Annotated in this window: 12 protein-coding genes and 4 tRNA genes; 15 read left to right on the top strand and 1 reads right to left on the bottom strand. The window is 40.9% G+C overall.

What is annotated here, in order from left to right; all coding sequences use genetic code 11:
* Positions 1–5: 5 nt before the first annotated feature.
* A complete protein-coding gene (locus ACZ43M_RS26515; RefSeq protein ID WP_464505499.1) occupies positions 6–2,549 on the bottom strand; it encodes an SH3 domain-containing protein in 2,544 nt (847 codons plus the stop codon).
* Positions 2,550–2,864: 315 nt separating this feature from the next.
* On the opposite strand from ACZ43M_RS26515, the gene ychF reads away from it, so the two are divergent.
* From ychF to yycF, 15 genes are all read left to right on the top strand, one after another.
* A complete protein-coding gene (ychF, locus tag ACZ43M_RS26510; protein ID WP_464505498.1) occupies positions 2,865–3,965 on the top strand; it encodes a redox-regulated ATPase YchF in 1,101 nt (366 codons plus the stop codon).
* Positions 3,966–4,137: 172 nt separating this feature from the next.
* Entirely contained in the window at positions 4,138–4,425 is a 288-nt protein-coding gene (gene rpsF / locus ACZ43M_RS26505) for a 30S ribosomal protein S6 (RefSeq protein ID WP_464505497.1), read from the top strand.
* A 53-nt stretch (positions 4,426–4,478) separates the two neighbouring features.
* A complete protein-coding gene (ssb, locus tag ACZ43M_RS26500; RefSeq protein ID WP_464505496.1) occupies positions 4,479–4,988 on the top strand; it encodes a single-stranded DNA-binding protein in 510 nt (169 codons plus the stop codon).
* A gap of 49 nt (positions 4,989–5,037) precedes the next feature.
* Positions 5,038–5,277, top strand: coding sequence for a 30S ribosomal protein S18 (gene rpsR / locus ACZ43M_RS26495; protein WP_007088219.1), 240 nt, complete (start codon positions 5,038–5,040; stop codon positions 5,275–5,277).
* A 158-nt stretch (positions 5,278–5,435) separates the two neighbouring features.
* Entirely contained in the window at positions 5,436–6,380 is a 945-nt protein-coding gene (locus ACZ43M_RS26490; protein ID WP_464505495.1) for a YybS family protein, read from the top strand.
* A 25-nt stretch (positions 6,381–6,405) separates the two neighbouring features.
* Entirely contained in the window at positions 6,406–8,379 is a 1,974-nt protein-coding gene (locus tag ACZ43M_RS26485) for a DHH family phosphoesterase (RefSeq protein WP_464505494.1), read from the top strand.
* Entirely contained in the window at positions 8,376–8,825 is a 450-nt protein-coding gene (gene rplI / locus ACZ43M_RS26480; protein WP_464505493.1) for a 50S ribosomal protein L9, read from the top strand. The genes ACZ43M_RS26485 and rplI overlap by 4 nt, the downstream gene beginning before the upstream one ends.
* A gap of 127 nt (positions 8,826–8,952) precedes the next feature.
* On the top strand, positions 8,953–10,305 hold the full coding sequence (dnaB, locus tag ACZ43M_RS26475; protein WP_464505492.1) for a replicative DNA helicase: 1,353 nt from the start codon (positions 8,953–8,955) through the stop codon (positions 10,303–10,305).
* Between the two features lie 297 nt (positions 10,306–10,602).
* A complete protein-coding gene (locus ACZ43M_RS26470) occupies positions 10,603–11,895 on the top strand; it encodes an adenylosuccinate synthase (protein ID WP_464505491.1) in 1,293 nt (430 codons plus the stop codon).
* Between the two features lie 271 nt (positions 11,896–12,166).
* Positions 12,167–12,242 (top strand) — tRNA-Lys (locus tag ACZ43M_RS26465).
* A gap of 12 nt (positions 12,243–12,254) precedes the next feature.
* Positions 12,255–12,326, top strand: a tRNA-Glu gene (locus tag ACZ43M_RS26460).
* Positions 12,327–12,391: 65 nt separating this feature from the next.
* Positions 12,392–12,468, top strand: a tRNA-Asp gene (locus ACZ43M_RS26455).
* A gap of 168 nt (positions 12,469–12,636) precedes the next feature.
* Positions 12,637–12,709, top strand: a tRNA-Phe gene (locus ACZ43M_RS26450).
* Positions 12,710–13,096: 387 nt separating this feature from the next.
* Complete coding sequence (locus ACZ43M_RS26445; protein WP_464505490.1) at positions 13,097–14,551, top strand: peptidoglycan DD-metalloendopeptidase family protein; 1,455 nt, start codon at positions 13,097–13,099, stop codon at positions 14,549–14,551.
* Between the two features lie 164 nt (positions 14,552–14,715).
* Positions 14,716–15,426: a response regulator YycF gene (gene yycF / locus ACZ43M_RS26440; RefSeq protein ID WP_464505489.1), complete on the top strand. Its 711-nt coding sequence runs from the start codon at positions 14,716–14,718 to the stop codon at positions 15,424–15,426.
* The last annotated feature ends 2 nt before the right edge of the window (positions 15,427–15,428 follow it).

Below are 15,428 nucleotides of genomic sequence, written 5' to 3'. Positions count from 1 at the left end.
TTAAACTACTTATATTGTGGTATTTCAAGGTATAGTTTATATGAATCTAGCAAACTATATAAATTATTGATTTGATAAACTTGTTTAGCCGCCCAGCCAATGTCTGTTGCATACTGATGGGATGCAGTGCCAAGTGTCGAAGCAGAGCTAGGATTCCATCTCATTTTATAAAGTGTATCTTGTCCAGCATTAATATATCCTTTGGCAATAAATTGAGCCCCGCCAATAATGGCTGCCTCAGGTGTAAACCATCCTGCATTATAGGCAAACTTAGCACCGCTTTCGAGTGCTGAATTGTCATAAGCCCCAATTCCGAACATATTATACACTTTATTTCCATCAACCTCTATCCCCCTAGCAAGCTGGGATGTTCCATTGCTTGTTTCGAGGAGAGCATGGGAAATTAAATAAATCTCATTAATTCCATAAATGTTTCCTGCCTTTACAAAGGAGGACGCCATTCCTTGTAGGATTCCTTTTCCAGATAGAATTCGTTCATTGATCTCATCTGGATTAAGGTTTGCTGAAACCGATAGTTTAAGAAACTGCAAGGAATCAACTGTATTAGTTAAAAAATTATTAGGATTAATATAGTAAGCTACATCTTTTGGACTTGCATTTACCCATGATTTATTAAAGCTAATCTTATACCATTCATATCCGTCCGAACCTGTTACTTTATCAAGAATTTGGATAATTTCATTGCCATTTACTTGACCGACTACCCAATTTTCAATACCGGGTCCGCCTCTTAAATTCCAAACTGATCCGGTAACAGTCCCTGTTGTAGGGCTGTTTAACGTCAATGCATCAGCTCGTAAGTAGGTGTCATACTTTTTATCTGTTTGCTGGCTGACTTTCATTTCAATTTTTACCATATCATCCAGGCTGATATTATAATTCTCATAAATTTTTTCAACCGTTTTGTCTGTCATGTTTGGATTAAAAGGTTCTGTAGTTGATAAATATTGCGAACTAATATAGCCTGTTTTACCATTTGCCGTAACCTTTGACCAGCCGTTTAATTCCGTATCGACAACAACGATAGTCCCTCTTGCCAGCTTTGTGATAATGTCCGACTTTGTGGAAGGTTCTGAGCGCATGTTTAAGCTCGATCCGTATATTACATTTACATATTTTTTATTTGATAAATCGTTAATATGTTCCGATCCATTGTCTGTCGTGGTGTCTGTTCCATTATTTTCTGAAGCGACTGGCTGTGAGCCTGCAACTGGTTTTGTTTCAGATAAGAATTGGGCATCTACGTACCCAGTTTGACCGTAAACTTCAATCTTGGCCCAGCCATCCGACTCCGAAAAGACAGTGACTTGCACTCCACGGGCTATCTTAGCAAGAATAGATGCATCGATTGAGGCGGTTTTGCGCATGTTTAGAGAAGTATCGAAACTCACATTCACATACTTGGTAACGGAAATGGGCTCTTCCTTCGGCTGGGAATTTGAGTTAGATTTAGCCAGGGCAAGATATTCGGAACTAACATATCCTTCTTGTCCATTTACCTGAATTTTTGCCCAGCCATTTGCATCACTAAATAAAGTCACCTCAGTGCCGGCCGGAAGTTTTGTAAGAATGCCAGATGTGGCAGAAGGACCTTTTCTCACATTTAAGCTGGAACCGGGACTTACGTTCACGAATTTCGTAGTAGTAGGCGCCGGTACTGTAACTGGACTGTTAACAGTACTTGGATTCTCTGATAAATAGGCTGAGCTTACATAGCCCGTTTTTCCATAAACCTCTACCTTTGCCCATCCGGCAGATTCGGAAAGTACCTTCACTCCGGTGCCTTTTGCCAGTTTTACAATCACAGAAGAACTAGTAGAAGTGCCATTCCTCATATTTAGTGAGCCGCTTCCAACGTTTACATATTTAGTAATGGGTGCTGCAGCCTGAGGGGCAGGGGCCGGAGTCACCGGTGTTACAGGCACTGATGGAGTGCTTGAATTCTGGGATGCTAAGTATTTCGAACTGACATATCCTTCTTTTCCATTAACATTTACCTTCGCCCAGCCATTTGCTTCTGAATACACTGTAACGGCTGTTCCTTTTGTTAATGCAGCTATTACTGCTGAACTAGTTGAGGCCGCGGTTCTTACATTAAGTGTACCCTTATTTACTTCAACATATTTAGTTATCACTCCAGAGGGTGGCTTCGCAGCATAATTGGCGGAAGCTTGTGCTGATAAATAACTTGTACTCACATACCCTACTTTTCCGTTTGCATTTATCTTCGCCCATCCGTTTGATTCCGCGTAAATTGTTACCGCAGTTCCTTTTTTGAGAGAAGCAATGATGGCAGCGGAAGTTGAAGCACTATTTCTCATATTTAAAGAGCCATTTGCCGTATTAACATATTTGATATTGTTGGTAGTTTGGGCTGAATTGGATTCTGCAAAAACAGCCTCTTCGAAAGCAGCAGTCGAAAGGGCAGCAAAACAAATGGTAGGCAATATGGCCTTTTTCATTACACTGGTAGATGTTCGCGATTCTTTAATCCTTTTAACTCTGCTTGGCAATCCGGTAGTTTCCATTTCTCCTCCTACAATAAACATATTTTCCTATTAATATGTAAAATTCCCCATAAAATGAGGAGAAAATAATAGATTTATATTAAATTTTACCATAAATGCTAGAAAGATAGAGAAAAATGTGGAAAATTGTTGATAAAATGGAGTGATTTTCTGACCCTGGAAAAATGTCACTTGATTCATTATTTTTCAGTAAGAGAAGAGAGCACCATTCTTTCTTGTCTTTTTTTTTACAAATGCCTATAATTGTGAAAGGCTTGTGTATTTAAATGACTTGTGAGTTTAAATAGATATTAATTTCTTGAGGAGTGAACGTGAATGGCTTTAACAGCTGGTATTGTTGGGCTGCCGAATGTAGGCAAGTCAACATTGTTTAATGCAATCACCCAGGCAGGAGCGGAATCGGCCAACTATCCTTTCTGTACGATTGATCCGAATGTTGGAATCGTTGAAGTGCCAGATCATCGCCTGCAAAAACTGACGGAACTGGTTCAGCCGAAAAAAACTGTTCCGACAACATTTGAATTTACCGATATTGCCGGAATTGTAAAAGGTGCAAGTAAAGGTGAAGGATTAGGGAATAAGTTTCTTTCTCATATCCGTGAAGTGGATGCCATTTGTCAAGTAGTCCGCTGCTTCGCTGATGATAATATTACCCATGTCTCCGGTAAAGTGGACCCTATTTCCGATATTGAGACCATCAATTTGGAATTAATCCTTGCTGATATGGAGTCAGTTGAAAAAAGGATTACCCGCGTTGAAAAATTGGCCAAGCAAAAGGATAAAGATTCTGTTGCAGAATTTGAGGTATTATCCATGCTTCGTGAGGCCTTTGAGGCAGAAAGGCCAGCTCGTTCTGTCGAATTTACTGATGAGCAAATGAAAATTGTGAAAAACTTGCATTTGCTAACGATTAAGCCAGTGCTTTACGTGGCTAATGTTGGCGAGGACGATGTCGCTAATCCTTCAGAGAATGAGTATGTTCAAAAGGTACGTGACTACGCTGCAAATGATAATGCTGAAGTGATTGTCGTTTGTGCGAAAATCGAAGAGGAAATTGCTGAGCTTGAAGGCGAGGAAAAGGCGATGTTCCTCGAAGAGCTTGGTATTGAAGAATCTGGCCTCGATCAATTAATTCGGGCTGCGTACAGCCTGCTTGGTTTAGCCACTTACTTTACCGCTGGTGTTCAGGAAGTTCGTGCTTGGACGTTTAAAAAGGGTATGAAAGCGCCGCAATGTGCCGGCATCATTCATACAGATTTTGAACGCGGCTTTATTCGGGCAGAAACCGTTTCTTATGACGATTTACTGGCTGCCGGAAGTCATAATGGTGCTAAAGAAGCAGGAAAAGTCCGCCTTGAAGGTAAAGACTATGAAGTAAAAGACGGGGACGTTATGCATTTCCGTTTTAATGTATAATCAACTGGAAGCTGACTTTAACGGTTGGCTTCTTTTTCTTAACCTTAAAATGGCATTCTTGTGAAGGGCGTTGCTTTTCTCGAATGGCTATGCTATAATTTTAACTTGTGAGTAATGAATAATTGCTCCTTGCCCGCATATGGGCCGTTTAGACCAAAAGGAGGTGACTGTGATGAACAAGTACGAAATCATGTACATCATCCGTCCAAACATTGAAGATGAAGCGAAAAAGGCTCTTGTAGAGCGTTTTAACAACATCCTTTCTGAAAATGGCGCTGAAGCTGTTGAAACGAAGGATTGGGGTAAACGCCGCCTAGCTTACGAAATCAATGATTTCCGCGACGGATACTACCAAATTGTAAAAACGACATCTTCGTCTGCAGCCGTTCAAGAATTTGCTCGTCTTGCAAAGATTAACGAAGATATCATTCGTCATATCGTAATTAAAGAAGAAAACTAAGATATAAATGTTTCACGTGAAACATTTCTTTAGGGAAAAAGGAGTTGATTCTGATGTTAAATCGCGTTGTGCTAGTTGGACGGTTAACCAAAGATCCTGACCTTCGTTATACACCGAATGGTGTTGCGGTTGCTACCTTTACTTTAGCAGTCAATCGTACATTTTCAAATCAGCAGGGAGAACGTGAAGCTGACTTCATCAATTGTGTAGTTTGGCGTAAACCAGCTGAAAATGTGGCGAACTTCTTGAAAAAGGGCAGCTTGGCAGGTGTTGATGGCCGGATTCAAACCCGCAGCTATGATGGACAAGATGGAAAACGTGTTTATGTTACAGAGGTTGTAGCAGATAGTGTTCAATTCCTTGAGCCTAGAAATGCATCGGGCGGCGGTGGAAGAAGCAACGATCATTATGGCGAACCACCAATGGAACCGCAAGGAAATCCATTCGGCGGCGGTAATCAGAATCAACGACAAAACTCCAACCAAGGTTATACAAAAGTGAATGATGATCCATTTGCTGGAAGCGGTCAAATTGACATTTCCGACGATGATCTTCCATTCTAATGGTAACCTTATTTTGAACGGATGAACCTAAATAAAGGAGGGAATTTTCATGGCAGGTGGACGTAAAGGCGGACGTGCAAAACGTCGTAAAGTGTGCTATTTCACAGCAAACGGAATCACTCGCATCGATTATAAAGATGTGGATTTACTAAAAAAATTCATCTCTGAGCGCGGAAAGATTTTACCACGTCGTGTAACAGGTACTAGCGCAAAATATCAGCGTAAACTTACTGTTGCTATCAAACGTGCTCGTCAAATGGCATTGTTACCATTCGTAGCAGGTGAATAAGATAGAATAAACGTCTTTAACTATCGACGTATGGTTATAAATGGAAAAAGGCAGTTGGGGGTATCACGTCTCCACTGCCTTTTTCTTTTTTCATTGAATACACGAAGGTATCTGGCTAAAATTAAGAGTAGTTGAATTAAAGTATTTGAGGTGAAGAAGTGAAAAATGTCCGTAAGTTGACAGAAGGTGCCATGCTTTTGGCAATCTTTACTGTTATTATGTTAATAACGTTCTATATTCCGTTATTGGGATTTCTGAATTTGTTTTTACCGCTCCCATTTATCCTTTTTGCTGCCAAGAATGATTGGAAATGGACACTAACCTTTTTGGCAGCGGCTATGGGCCTTTCGTTGATTACTGGTTCCATCCTTTCCGTCCCGACCACAGTTGGTTTTGGAACAACGGGTGTTGTGATGGGAATATTGATACGCAAGCAAAAAGACAGATTCAGCGTTCTGCTTGCAGGTTCCTTTGTATTTTTAGTAAACCTCATTATCATGTACGGTGTCAGCGTCATTTTCTTTAAAATTGATTTTATTAATGAAATGGTTACTACAATGAAGCAATCGCTCGACATGTCGGCTGATATGCTAAAAAGCCTCGGCCAGGAGAAGGAAGCAGAAAAAACAATTCAACAATTTAAAAATGCTTTTGATTTGATTAGAACACTGCTGCCAACCTTACTGGTGGCGTCTTCCTTTCTGATTGTATTTATTATTCAAATAGTAAATTATCCGATCATTAAACGGTTTGGCATTGAGCTGAAAAAATGGAAAGCATTTAAAGATATTCGCTTGCCCAAAAGTTTGCTTTGGGTGCTGCTTTTAACTTTATTGGCCAGCATGCTGTTAAATCCACAGGAAGGCACCTATTGGTTTGCGGCATTACTCAACCTTACATATATTTTGCAAATGTTGATGATATTCCAGGGATATACTTTTTTATTTTATTATTTTGACGTAAAAGGGATATCTAAAGGTTTTTCGGTCACTTTGGCTGTTGTTTCATTCATTATTCCAATTTTTCTTTATATTATAGGGATATTAGGTATAATTGATTTAGGTTTTGATTTGCGAAAACATCTTATAAAAAAACAGTCATGATTACTTGGTTTTGGGAGCTGAAACAATGCCTGCATTCTTAGAAAAACGGTCTATCCGTTATCCCTTTTACGGGTCAATAGGCGTAACAATTGTAGTGCTCATTTGTTTGTCATTATATAATTGGATATTAAGCCTGGCAGGCCTGGTGTTTATGTTTATTCCAATTTATTATATGTTTATCATTGAAAACCGGCAGCGCAAGGAAATGGAGGAATATATCTCTACTCTTTCCTATCGGGTCAAAAAGGTAGGCGAAGAAGCGCTTCTGGAAATGCCTATCGGTATTATGCTAATCAATGACGACTATACAATTGAGTGGACAAATCCTTTTCTATCTTCCTATTTTGACGAAGAGACCCTTGTGGGCAAATCGCTTTATGATGTGGCCGATAATTTGCTGCCACTAATTAAGCAAGAAGTAGAAACTGAAGTTATCACACTTCACGAACGGAAATTCCGCGTCATTCATCGGCAGGAAGAGCGTCTGCTCTACTTCTTTGATGTAACGGAACAGGCAGAAATTGAAAAAATGTATCAAGATGAACGGACTGCTATTGCCACTATTTTTCTGGATAATTATGATGAATTAACACAGGGTATGGATGACCAGATGCGTGGAAGTGTTAATAATATGGTGACATCTATACTAAATAAATGGGCAAATGAAAATGGCATCTTCTTAAAGCGAGTTTCCTCGGAACGATTTATAGCTGTTTTTAACGAGAAAATCCTTCGTAATCTTGAAAAGGAAAAGTTCACCATCTTAGATGAAGTTAGAGAAATGACCGCCAAGCAAAATGTTTCATTTACATTGAGCATTGGAGTTGGAACAGGGGTCTCATCATTGCCGGATCTAGGGTTCTATGCCCAGTCGAGCCTTGATTTAGCATTGGGCCGTGGAGGCGATCAGGTAGCCATTAAAACGCCGAATGGCAAGGTGAGATTTTACGGCGGGAAAACCAATCCGATTGAAAAACGAACAAGAGTCCGGGCACGGGTCATTTCTCATGCTATCCGTGATTTAATTATGGCGAGTGATAAAGTCATCATTATGGGGCATAAAAATCCCGACATGGATTCGATTGGTTCAAGCATTGGGATTTATAAGGTAGCTGAATTAAATCAGAAGGATGCCTATATTGTTGTAAACACACAGGAAATAGACAGCGGTGTTAAACGGATGATGGAGGAAATTCGCTCTCAGGAAAAATTATTTTCCCACTTTATTGGCCCTGAGGAAGCATTAGAAATTTCTACCGACAAAACTTTACTGGTTATCGTTGATACGCATAAACCTTCGCTAGTTATGGATGAACGGCTGCTTCATAAAATTGATCATAAAGTGGTCATTGACCACCATCGCCGTGGAGAAGACTTTATTGCCAATCCATTATTGGTCTATATGGAGCCGTATGCATCCTCAACATCGGAGTTGGTAACTGAATTTCTTGAATATCAGCCAAAACGAGGTAAAATTGAAGTGATAGAGGCTACTGCACTGTTGGCTGGAATTATTGTTGATACAAAGAGCTTTACCTTAAGAACTGGTTCGCGGACGTTTGATGCTGCCTCTTACTTACGAGCACATGGTGCCGATACCATTTTGGTACAAAAGTTCCTGAAGGAAGATGTAAATACCTTTATAAAAAGATCGAAGCTAATAGAGTCGGTTCAATTTTATCGGGAGGGTATCGCGATTGCCGCAGGCAAAGAGGATGAAATAAATGATCAAGTCCTGATCGCCCAGGCAGCTGATACACTGCTTACAATGAATGGCGTAATCGCGTCGTTTGTCATCTCCAAACGCGCTGAAGGGGTCATTGGGATTAGCGCTCGTTCATTAGGAAATATCAATGTCCAGGTAATCATGGAAAGTCTTCATGGCGGCGGGCATTTGACAAATGCAGCAACGCAGCTTTCTGGGGTATCCGTTGATGAAGCAGAGCTTCAGTTGAAACAAGCGATAGATGATTATTTTGAAGGGAGCAAAAAGGAATGAAGGTAATTTTTCTAAAAGATGTAAAAGGTAAAGGAAAAAAAGGTGAAATCAAAAATGTTGCTGATGGCTATGCACATAACTTTTTAATCAAGCAAGGTCTAGCAGTTGAAGCAACAAATGCCAATATAAGCACTTTGGACGCCCAAAAGAAAAAGCAGGAGAACGCTGCTGCTGAGGAGCTTGCCGAGGCGAAAAAGCTGAAGGAACAATTAGATAAAATTACAGTAGAACTAAGCGCAAAAGCTGGTGAAGGCGGCCGATTATTTGGCTCCATTACCACAAAACAAGTAGCTGAAGAATTGCAAAAGAAACACGGCATTAAAATTGATAAGCGGAAAATGGAATTGGCCGACGCTATTCGTACTTTGGGCCATACGAAGATTCCAGTTAAGCTTTACCATGATGTAACGGCAACATTAACAGTACATGTAAAAGAAGTAAAATAATTTCCAGTTCGTTTTTCAAACAAACATGATAGAATAAAAACAAGCAAGAATGGGATGTGATCGGTTTTGGCTGGTCACTTTTTTCTTTGAAAGTATATTCCTCTTGAATTAGGAGGTTTTTGATATTATGAGTGAAATGTTTGCAGACCGTATGCCGCCGCAAAATATTGAAGCAGAACAGGCTGTTTTAGGTGCGATCTTTTTGGAGCCATCTTCTCTGACTGCGGCTTCTGAAATATTAATTCCGGAAGATTTCTACCGCGCAGCCCACCAAAAAATCTTCAATGTGATGTTGAAGTTAAGCGACCAAGGTAAGGCGGTTGACCTGATTACCGTTACCGAAGAGCTGGCAGCAGCCAAGCTGTTAGAGGATACTGGCGGCATCAGCTATTTAAATGATCTGGCCGGCTCTGTGCCAACGGCGGCCAATATTGAATATTATGCTAGAATCGTAGAGGAAAAGTCGTTACTCAGAAGATTAATTCGGACGGCAACGAATATTGCTACTGATGGATACACGCGAGAGGATGAAGTGGAAGCTCTCTTGGGTGAAGCAGAAAAAAATATTATGGAAGTGGCCCAGCGGAAAAATGCCGGGGCATTCCATCATATTAAAGATGTTCTAGTCCGTACGTATGACAATATTGAACTGATGAATAATCGTGTTGGTGATATTACTGGAATTCCGACTGGGTTTACCGAACTCGACCAGATGACAGCGGGATTTCAGCGCAACGATTTAATTATTGTCGGCGCCCGTCCTTCTGTTGGTAAAACGGCATTTGCGTTAAATATTGCCCAAAATGTTGCGGTAAAGGCTGGCGAAAATGTCGCGATTTTTAGTCTCGAGATGGGTGCCGAGCAGCTTGTCATGCGTATGCTGTGTGCTGAAGGAAATATTGATGCCCAGCGGCTTCGTACCGGGTCTTTAACCGATGAAGACTGGGGTAAACTAACGATGGCGATGGGAAGCTTAGCGAATGCAGGGATCTACATTGATGATACGCCAGGTGTCCGGATTAATGATATCCGCTCTAAATGCCGCAGATTGAAGCAGGAGCATGGCTTGGGAATGATTATGATCGACTACCTGCAGCTTATTTTGGGAAGCGGCCGGCCAGGCGAAAACCGGCAACAGGAAGTATCGGAAATTTCCCGTGCCTTAAAGCAGCTAGCCCGTGAATTGAAAGTGCCGGTTATTGCCTTATCCCAGCTTTCCCGTGGTGTCGAGCAGCGTCAAGATAAGCGTCCGATGATGTCTGATATTCGTGAATCAGGAAGTATCGAGCAGGACGCCGATATCGTCGCTTTCTTATATCGTGATGATTACTACGATAAAGAATCCGAGAATAAAAATATCATTGAAATCATTATTGCTAAACAGCGTAACGGCCCTACTGGAACGGTATCGCTGGCGTTTGTCAAAGAGTATAATAAATTCGTTAACTTGGAAACGCGGTATGATGCGCCAGGTGCTTAAGAGGAGTTAGCCTAATTGCAGGCTGGCTCCTTTTTTCGCTAATAGGAAAGTATAAAATTTACCGATTTTTTCATCCTAGCTTCGCACGCATAAATTCAACTACGCCTCTGTCTTCGTCCTATTGGACTCGCCAATCGGCGAGTTTCCATTTATAGTTTAATAGTAATACGAACATATTTTACTATTTTTATATAAAACGTTCGTGTTTTGTTGACTTCTTGCTATAAAAATTGATAAACTATGAAGGGTTAATAATTGAATTTATATAAATGAAATAAAAATTTCGGAGGTGCCTTTATGTCATCAGTAGTGGTTGTTGGTACACAATGGGGGGACGAGGGAAAAGGTAAAATTACCGATTTCCTGTCTGAAAATGCTGAGGTAATTGCCCGTTATCAAGGTGGAAACAATGCTGGGCATACCATCAAGTTTAATGGTGAAACGTATAAGCTGCATCTGATTCCATCAGGGATATTTAATAAAGAAAAAATTAGTGTTATCGGCAATGGGATGGTGGTAGATCCCAAAGCATTGGTTGCAGAATTAGCTTATTTGCATGAAAAGGGCATTTCAACGGAAAATCTTCGGATCAGCAATCGTGCCCATGTTATTCTTCCTTACCATTTGAAATTGGATGAAGTTGAAGAATTGCGGAAGGGTGCCAATAAAATTGGAACGACAAAAAAGGGCATCGGACCTGCTTATATGGATAAAGCAGCACGTGTTGGAATCCGCATTGCCGACCTGCTTGACCGAGAGATTTTTGAGGAAAAATTAGCACATAATCTTGAAGAAAAGAATCGCTTATTTGAGCGTATTTACGAAACTGAGGGCTTTAAGATAGAAGATATTCTAGATGAATATTTTGATTACGGACAGCAGATAGAAAAATATGTCTGTGATACTTCTGTAGTATTAAACGATGCTCTGGATGAGGGCAAGCGCGTGTTATTTGAAGGTGCACAAGGTGTTATGCTTGATATCGATCAGGGCACATATCCGTTTGTTACTTCTTCCAATCCGGTTGCCGGTGGTGTAACAATTGGCTCAGGAGTAGGCCCTTCTAAAATTACACATGTAGTAGGGGTTTGCAAAGCATATACTTCACGTGTTGGTGACGGTCCATTCCCTACTGAGCTTCATGATCAGATTGGACATCAAATTCGTGAAGTTGGCCGAGAGTATGGGACCACAACTGGCCGCCCGCGCCGTGTCGGCTGGTTTGACAGTGTCGTTGTCCGCCATGCCCGCAGGGTCAGTGGTTTAACAGACCTATCGCTTAACTCAATCGATGTGTTAACTGGAATCGAGACATTAAAAATCTGTACGGCTTATCGATACAAGGATGAAGTAATTACCGAGTATCCAGCAAACTTAAAGATTTTATCACAATGTGAACCGATCTATGAGGAGTTGCCAGGTTGGACAGAGGATATTACTGGCGTCAAATCGCTAGATGAGCTCCCAGTCAATGCGCGTCACTATGTAGAGCGTGTAACACAGTTGACAGGTATTCCATTATCAACGTTTTCTGTTGGACCGGACCGGAATCAAACAAACGTTGTTCGCAGCCCATGGAGACAGATCTAATTTAACACATTGAAGCCCTCTTAAATGAGGGCTTCAATGATAATAATTTTTTTCAAAAAAGTATTGCCTAATAAATCCTGCCATGATATTATAAAAAGCGTCGTCACAAACGGCGTAGATACAAATGAGCCATTAGCTCAGTCGGTAGAGCAACGAGCAAAGCTTCTATGAAATTACTGCGAGTTGTACACGCCGAGCTGCTTCTTGAATAATCTTTCTGAGGCGGGGACATCTGACGGCGGTATCTAAGATTAGGGAATCATCTCAATATGAGCCATTAGCTCAGTCGGTAGAGCATCTGACTTTTAATCAGAGGGTCGAAGGTTCGAGTCCTTCATGGCTCACCATTTTTTATAAATGGCCCCTTGGTCAAGCGGTTAAGACACCGCCCTTTCACGGCGGTAACACGGGTTCGAATCCCGTAGGGGTCATCGGCATTAGGCTGGTCGGCAAAAGATCGGCAAGGACGGTCTCCTTGCTGACTGCCTTATATATTGGTCTGGTAGTTCAGTTGGTTAGAATGCCTGCCTGTCACGCAGGAGGTCGCGGGTTCGAGTCCCGTCCAGACCGCCACTTATACATAAAGTGTAAATGGCTCAGTAGCTCAGTCGGTAGAGCAACGAGCAAAACATCCATGAATAGGCTACGAGTTGTACACGCCGAGCCGCTGCTTGAATAAGCATCCTGAGGCGGGGACAATGGACTGTCACAATCTCGTTGTAGGAAACCATCTTAATACTTGGCTCAGTAGCTCAGTCGGTAGAGCAATGGACTGAAAATCCATGTGTCGGCGGTTCGATTCCGTCCTGAGCCATCCCAAAAGAAGCTTGCAAATCAGCAAGCTTCTTTTTTTGCAATAAATCTGTAATAGTATCGTAAAAAACCTTCCTTTTTCTTACAAAAACCACCCTGACTTGTCCAAATTTGTAATAAATAAGCCTACTACTCTAGAACTAGAAGAAACCTTGATTTAATAGGGATTTTAACACCTTCAAGTGACAAATAACAGGAAAAAATAACTAGCATATTTCAAATAAAAGTAGGAAAATGTCAGCAATTATACATTTTTGTTACATTATAAAGACTACTAATCTTTTTAAATTAATCTATGGTAAAGTTAAGAAGGCTAAAATTCTGGATAACTCTTGACTAGTAAAAAACACTAGATTGAAAGGGTTTACCCGTGGTTTAGGAGGAAAAAATGTTTTTCTTAAATAGAAAATCCAATCCCAAAAAGGTATTATTGCTTAAAACGGCAGTTGCGGCAACTGTTGCAGCATCTGTTATTGCGTTTAGCAGCGGACCTGTTGCCTTAGCAGACTCGGCGAAATTAACCACCATTTATCATGTATATGTGAATGGTACATATATGGGCAATGTTACCGATAAGGGAGTTGTCGATAATATCGTTGCTGAAAAGGTGGAATCAATAAAAGAATCACTTCCATATCAGAACCTTAAACTTGGCTCACAAGTTCAATACATACCTGAACAGGTTTTTCGCTCAACAGGTAATAACACCGAAACGGTTCAACATTTTAAAAACACTTTTCAAATCCATGCGGAAGCAGCTGCTATATTCATCGATGGTAAGCCGATTGTATATTTAGAAACAAAAGAGGCCGCTGAGGAAGTTCTCCGTCAGCTGAAACTTCAATATGTATCTGATGATCAACTACAAGAGCTTGAAGCGAGAAAAGCTGATCCTGAAACAGTATTACCACCATTGAAGGAAAATGAAACACGTCTATTAGACGTTCATTTATCCAAAAATGTTTCAGTAGAAGAGCAAAATGTTGAAATAGAGAAATTAATGTCCCCAGAACAAGCAGTTACTTTTTTACGCAACGGCAGTGTGGAAAAAAAGAAGTATGCTGTTCAAGCAGGTGATGTTCTCGAGTCTATTGCCGAGCAGCATGGCTTAAAGCTTGCTGATATTACAGGTTTGAATCCAGGGTTAACAGCAGATAGTACACTCCAAATTGGACAAGAAATCAATGTTACAGCAATTCAACCGTTTGTTGAAGTTATCGTTGAAAAGGAATCCAATCAACTAGAATCCATTCCATTTACTAAAGAAATTACCGAAGATGCTTCGATTCCAAAGGGTCAAAGTATTCTTAAACAAGAGGGGCAGAATGGATCTCGCGCAGTCACGTACTTGATCTCAGAACAAAACGGTGTAACAGTTAAGGAAGACCAAACAAGTGAACAGGTTCTGAAACAACCGGTTACCAACATTTTGATTAAGGGAACTAAAGCTATTCCATCCCGTGGTGATGGAAGTCTTGCATGGCCGGCAGTCGGAGGCTATATATCCAGTCAAATGGGTCCGCGCTGGGGCAGAATGCACAAAGGTATCGACATTGCCAGACCAAGTGATAAAACAATTAAAGCGGCTGATAATGGCGTCGTTGTCTCGGCAGGCTGGGATAGCGGCGGTTATGGAAATAAAGTCATTATTGATCACCAAAATGGGCTGCGCACTTTATATGGCCACATGTCATCACTGAATGTAAAAGCGGGCCAAACTGTTTCAAAAGGTCAGGCAATAGGAATAATGGGGGCAACTGGAAATGTTACGGGTGTTCACCTTCATTTTGAAGTATTTAAAAATGGCAGCCTGGTCAATCCGATGAATTACTTAAATCGATAATAGAAAAAGTCTCTAGTTACCTACTAGAGGCTTTTTATTTCCTGTTAAAGCAAATACTACTAATAGGTGAATTTCAGTGAAAACAGTGGTAAAGTAAAATAGAGTAGTTATGACTAAAAACAGCTTAGATAAAATAGATTAATTTTGTTAAAAGGAGCAATGGTATGGAAAAGAAAATTCTCGTTGTTGATGATGAAAAACCGATTGCTGATATTCTTCAGTTTAACTTAAAAAAAGAGGGCTATGATGTCTATTGTGCTTATGATGGAAACGAAGCACTTCAACTGGTAGAAGAAATACAGCCTGATTTAATACTATTGGACATCATGCTGCCCCAAAGAGACGGCATGGAAGTTTGCCGTGAGATCCGAAAAAAATATGAAATGCCCATTATTATGCTGACAGCAAAGGATTCCGAGATTGACAAAGTTCTCGGACTTGAGCTTGGCGCTGATGATTATGTGACAAAACCGTTTAGTACAAGGGAATTAATCGCCCGTGTCAAGGCTAACTTGCGCCGCCACCAGCACGTTCTTTCACAGCCGGAAGCTGACAATGAAAGTAATGAAATCGAGGTTGGTTCACTTGTGATTCATCCAGACGCCTATGTTGTTTCTAAACGTGGTGAAACAATTGAATTGACCCACAGGGAATTTGAGTTGCTCTATTATTTGGCGCAGCACATTGGTCAAGTAATGACCCGGGAGCATTTATTGCAAACGGTTTGGGGCTACGATTACTACGGTGATGTTCGGACAGTTGACGTTACAGTCAGACGTTTGCGGGAAAAAATTGAAGACAGCCCGAGTCACCCAGCTTGGATTGTGACACGCCGTGGAGTCGGTTATTATTTGCGGAATCCCGAACAGGAGTAATG

The sequence above is a fragment of the Neobacillus sp. B24 genome (genome assembly GCF_055381825.1).
This window is presented reverse-complemented; position numbering and strand designations above follow the sequence as displayed.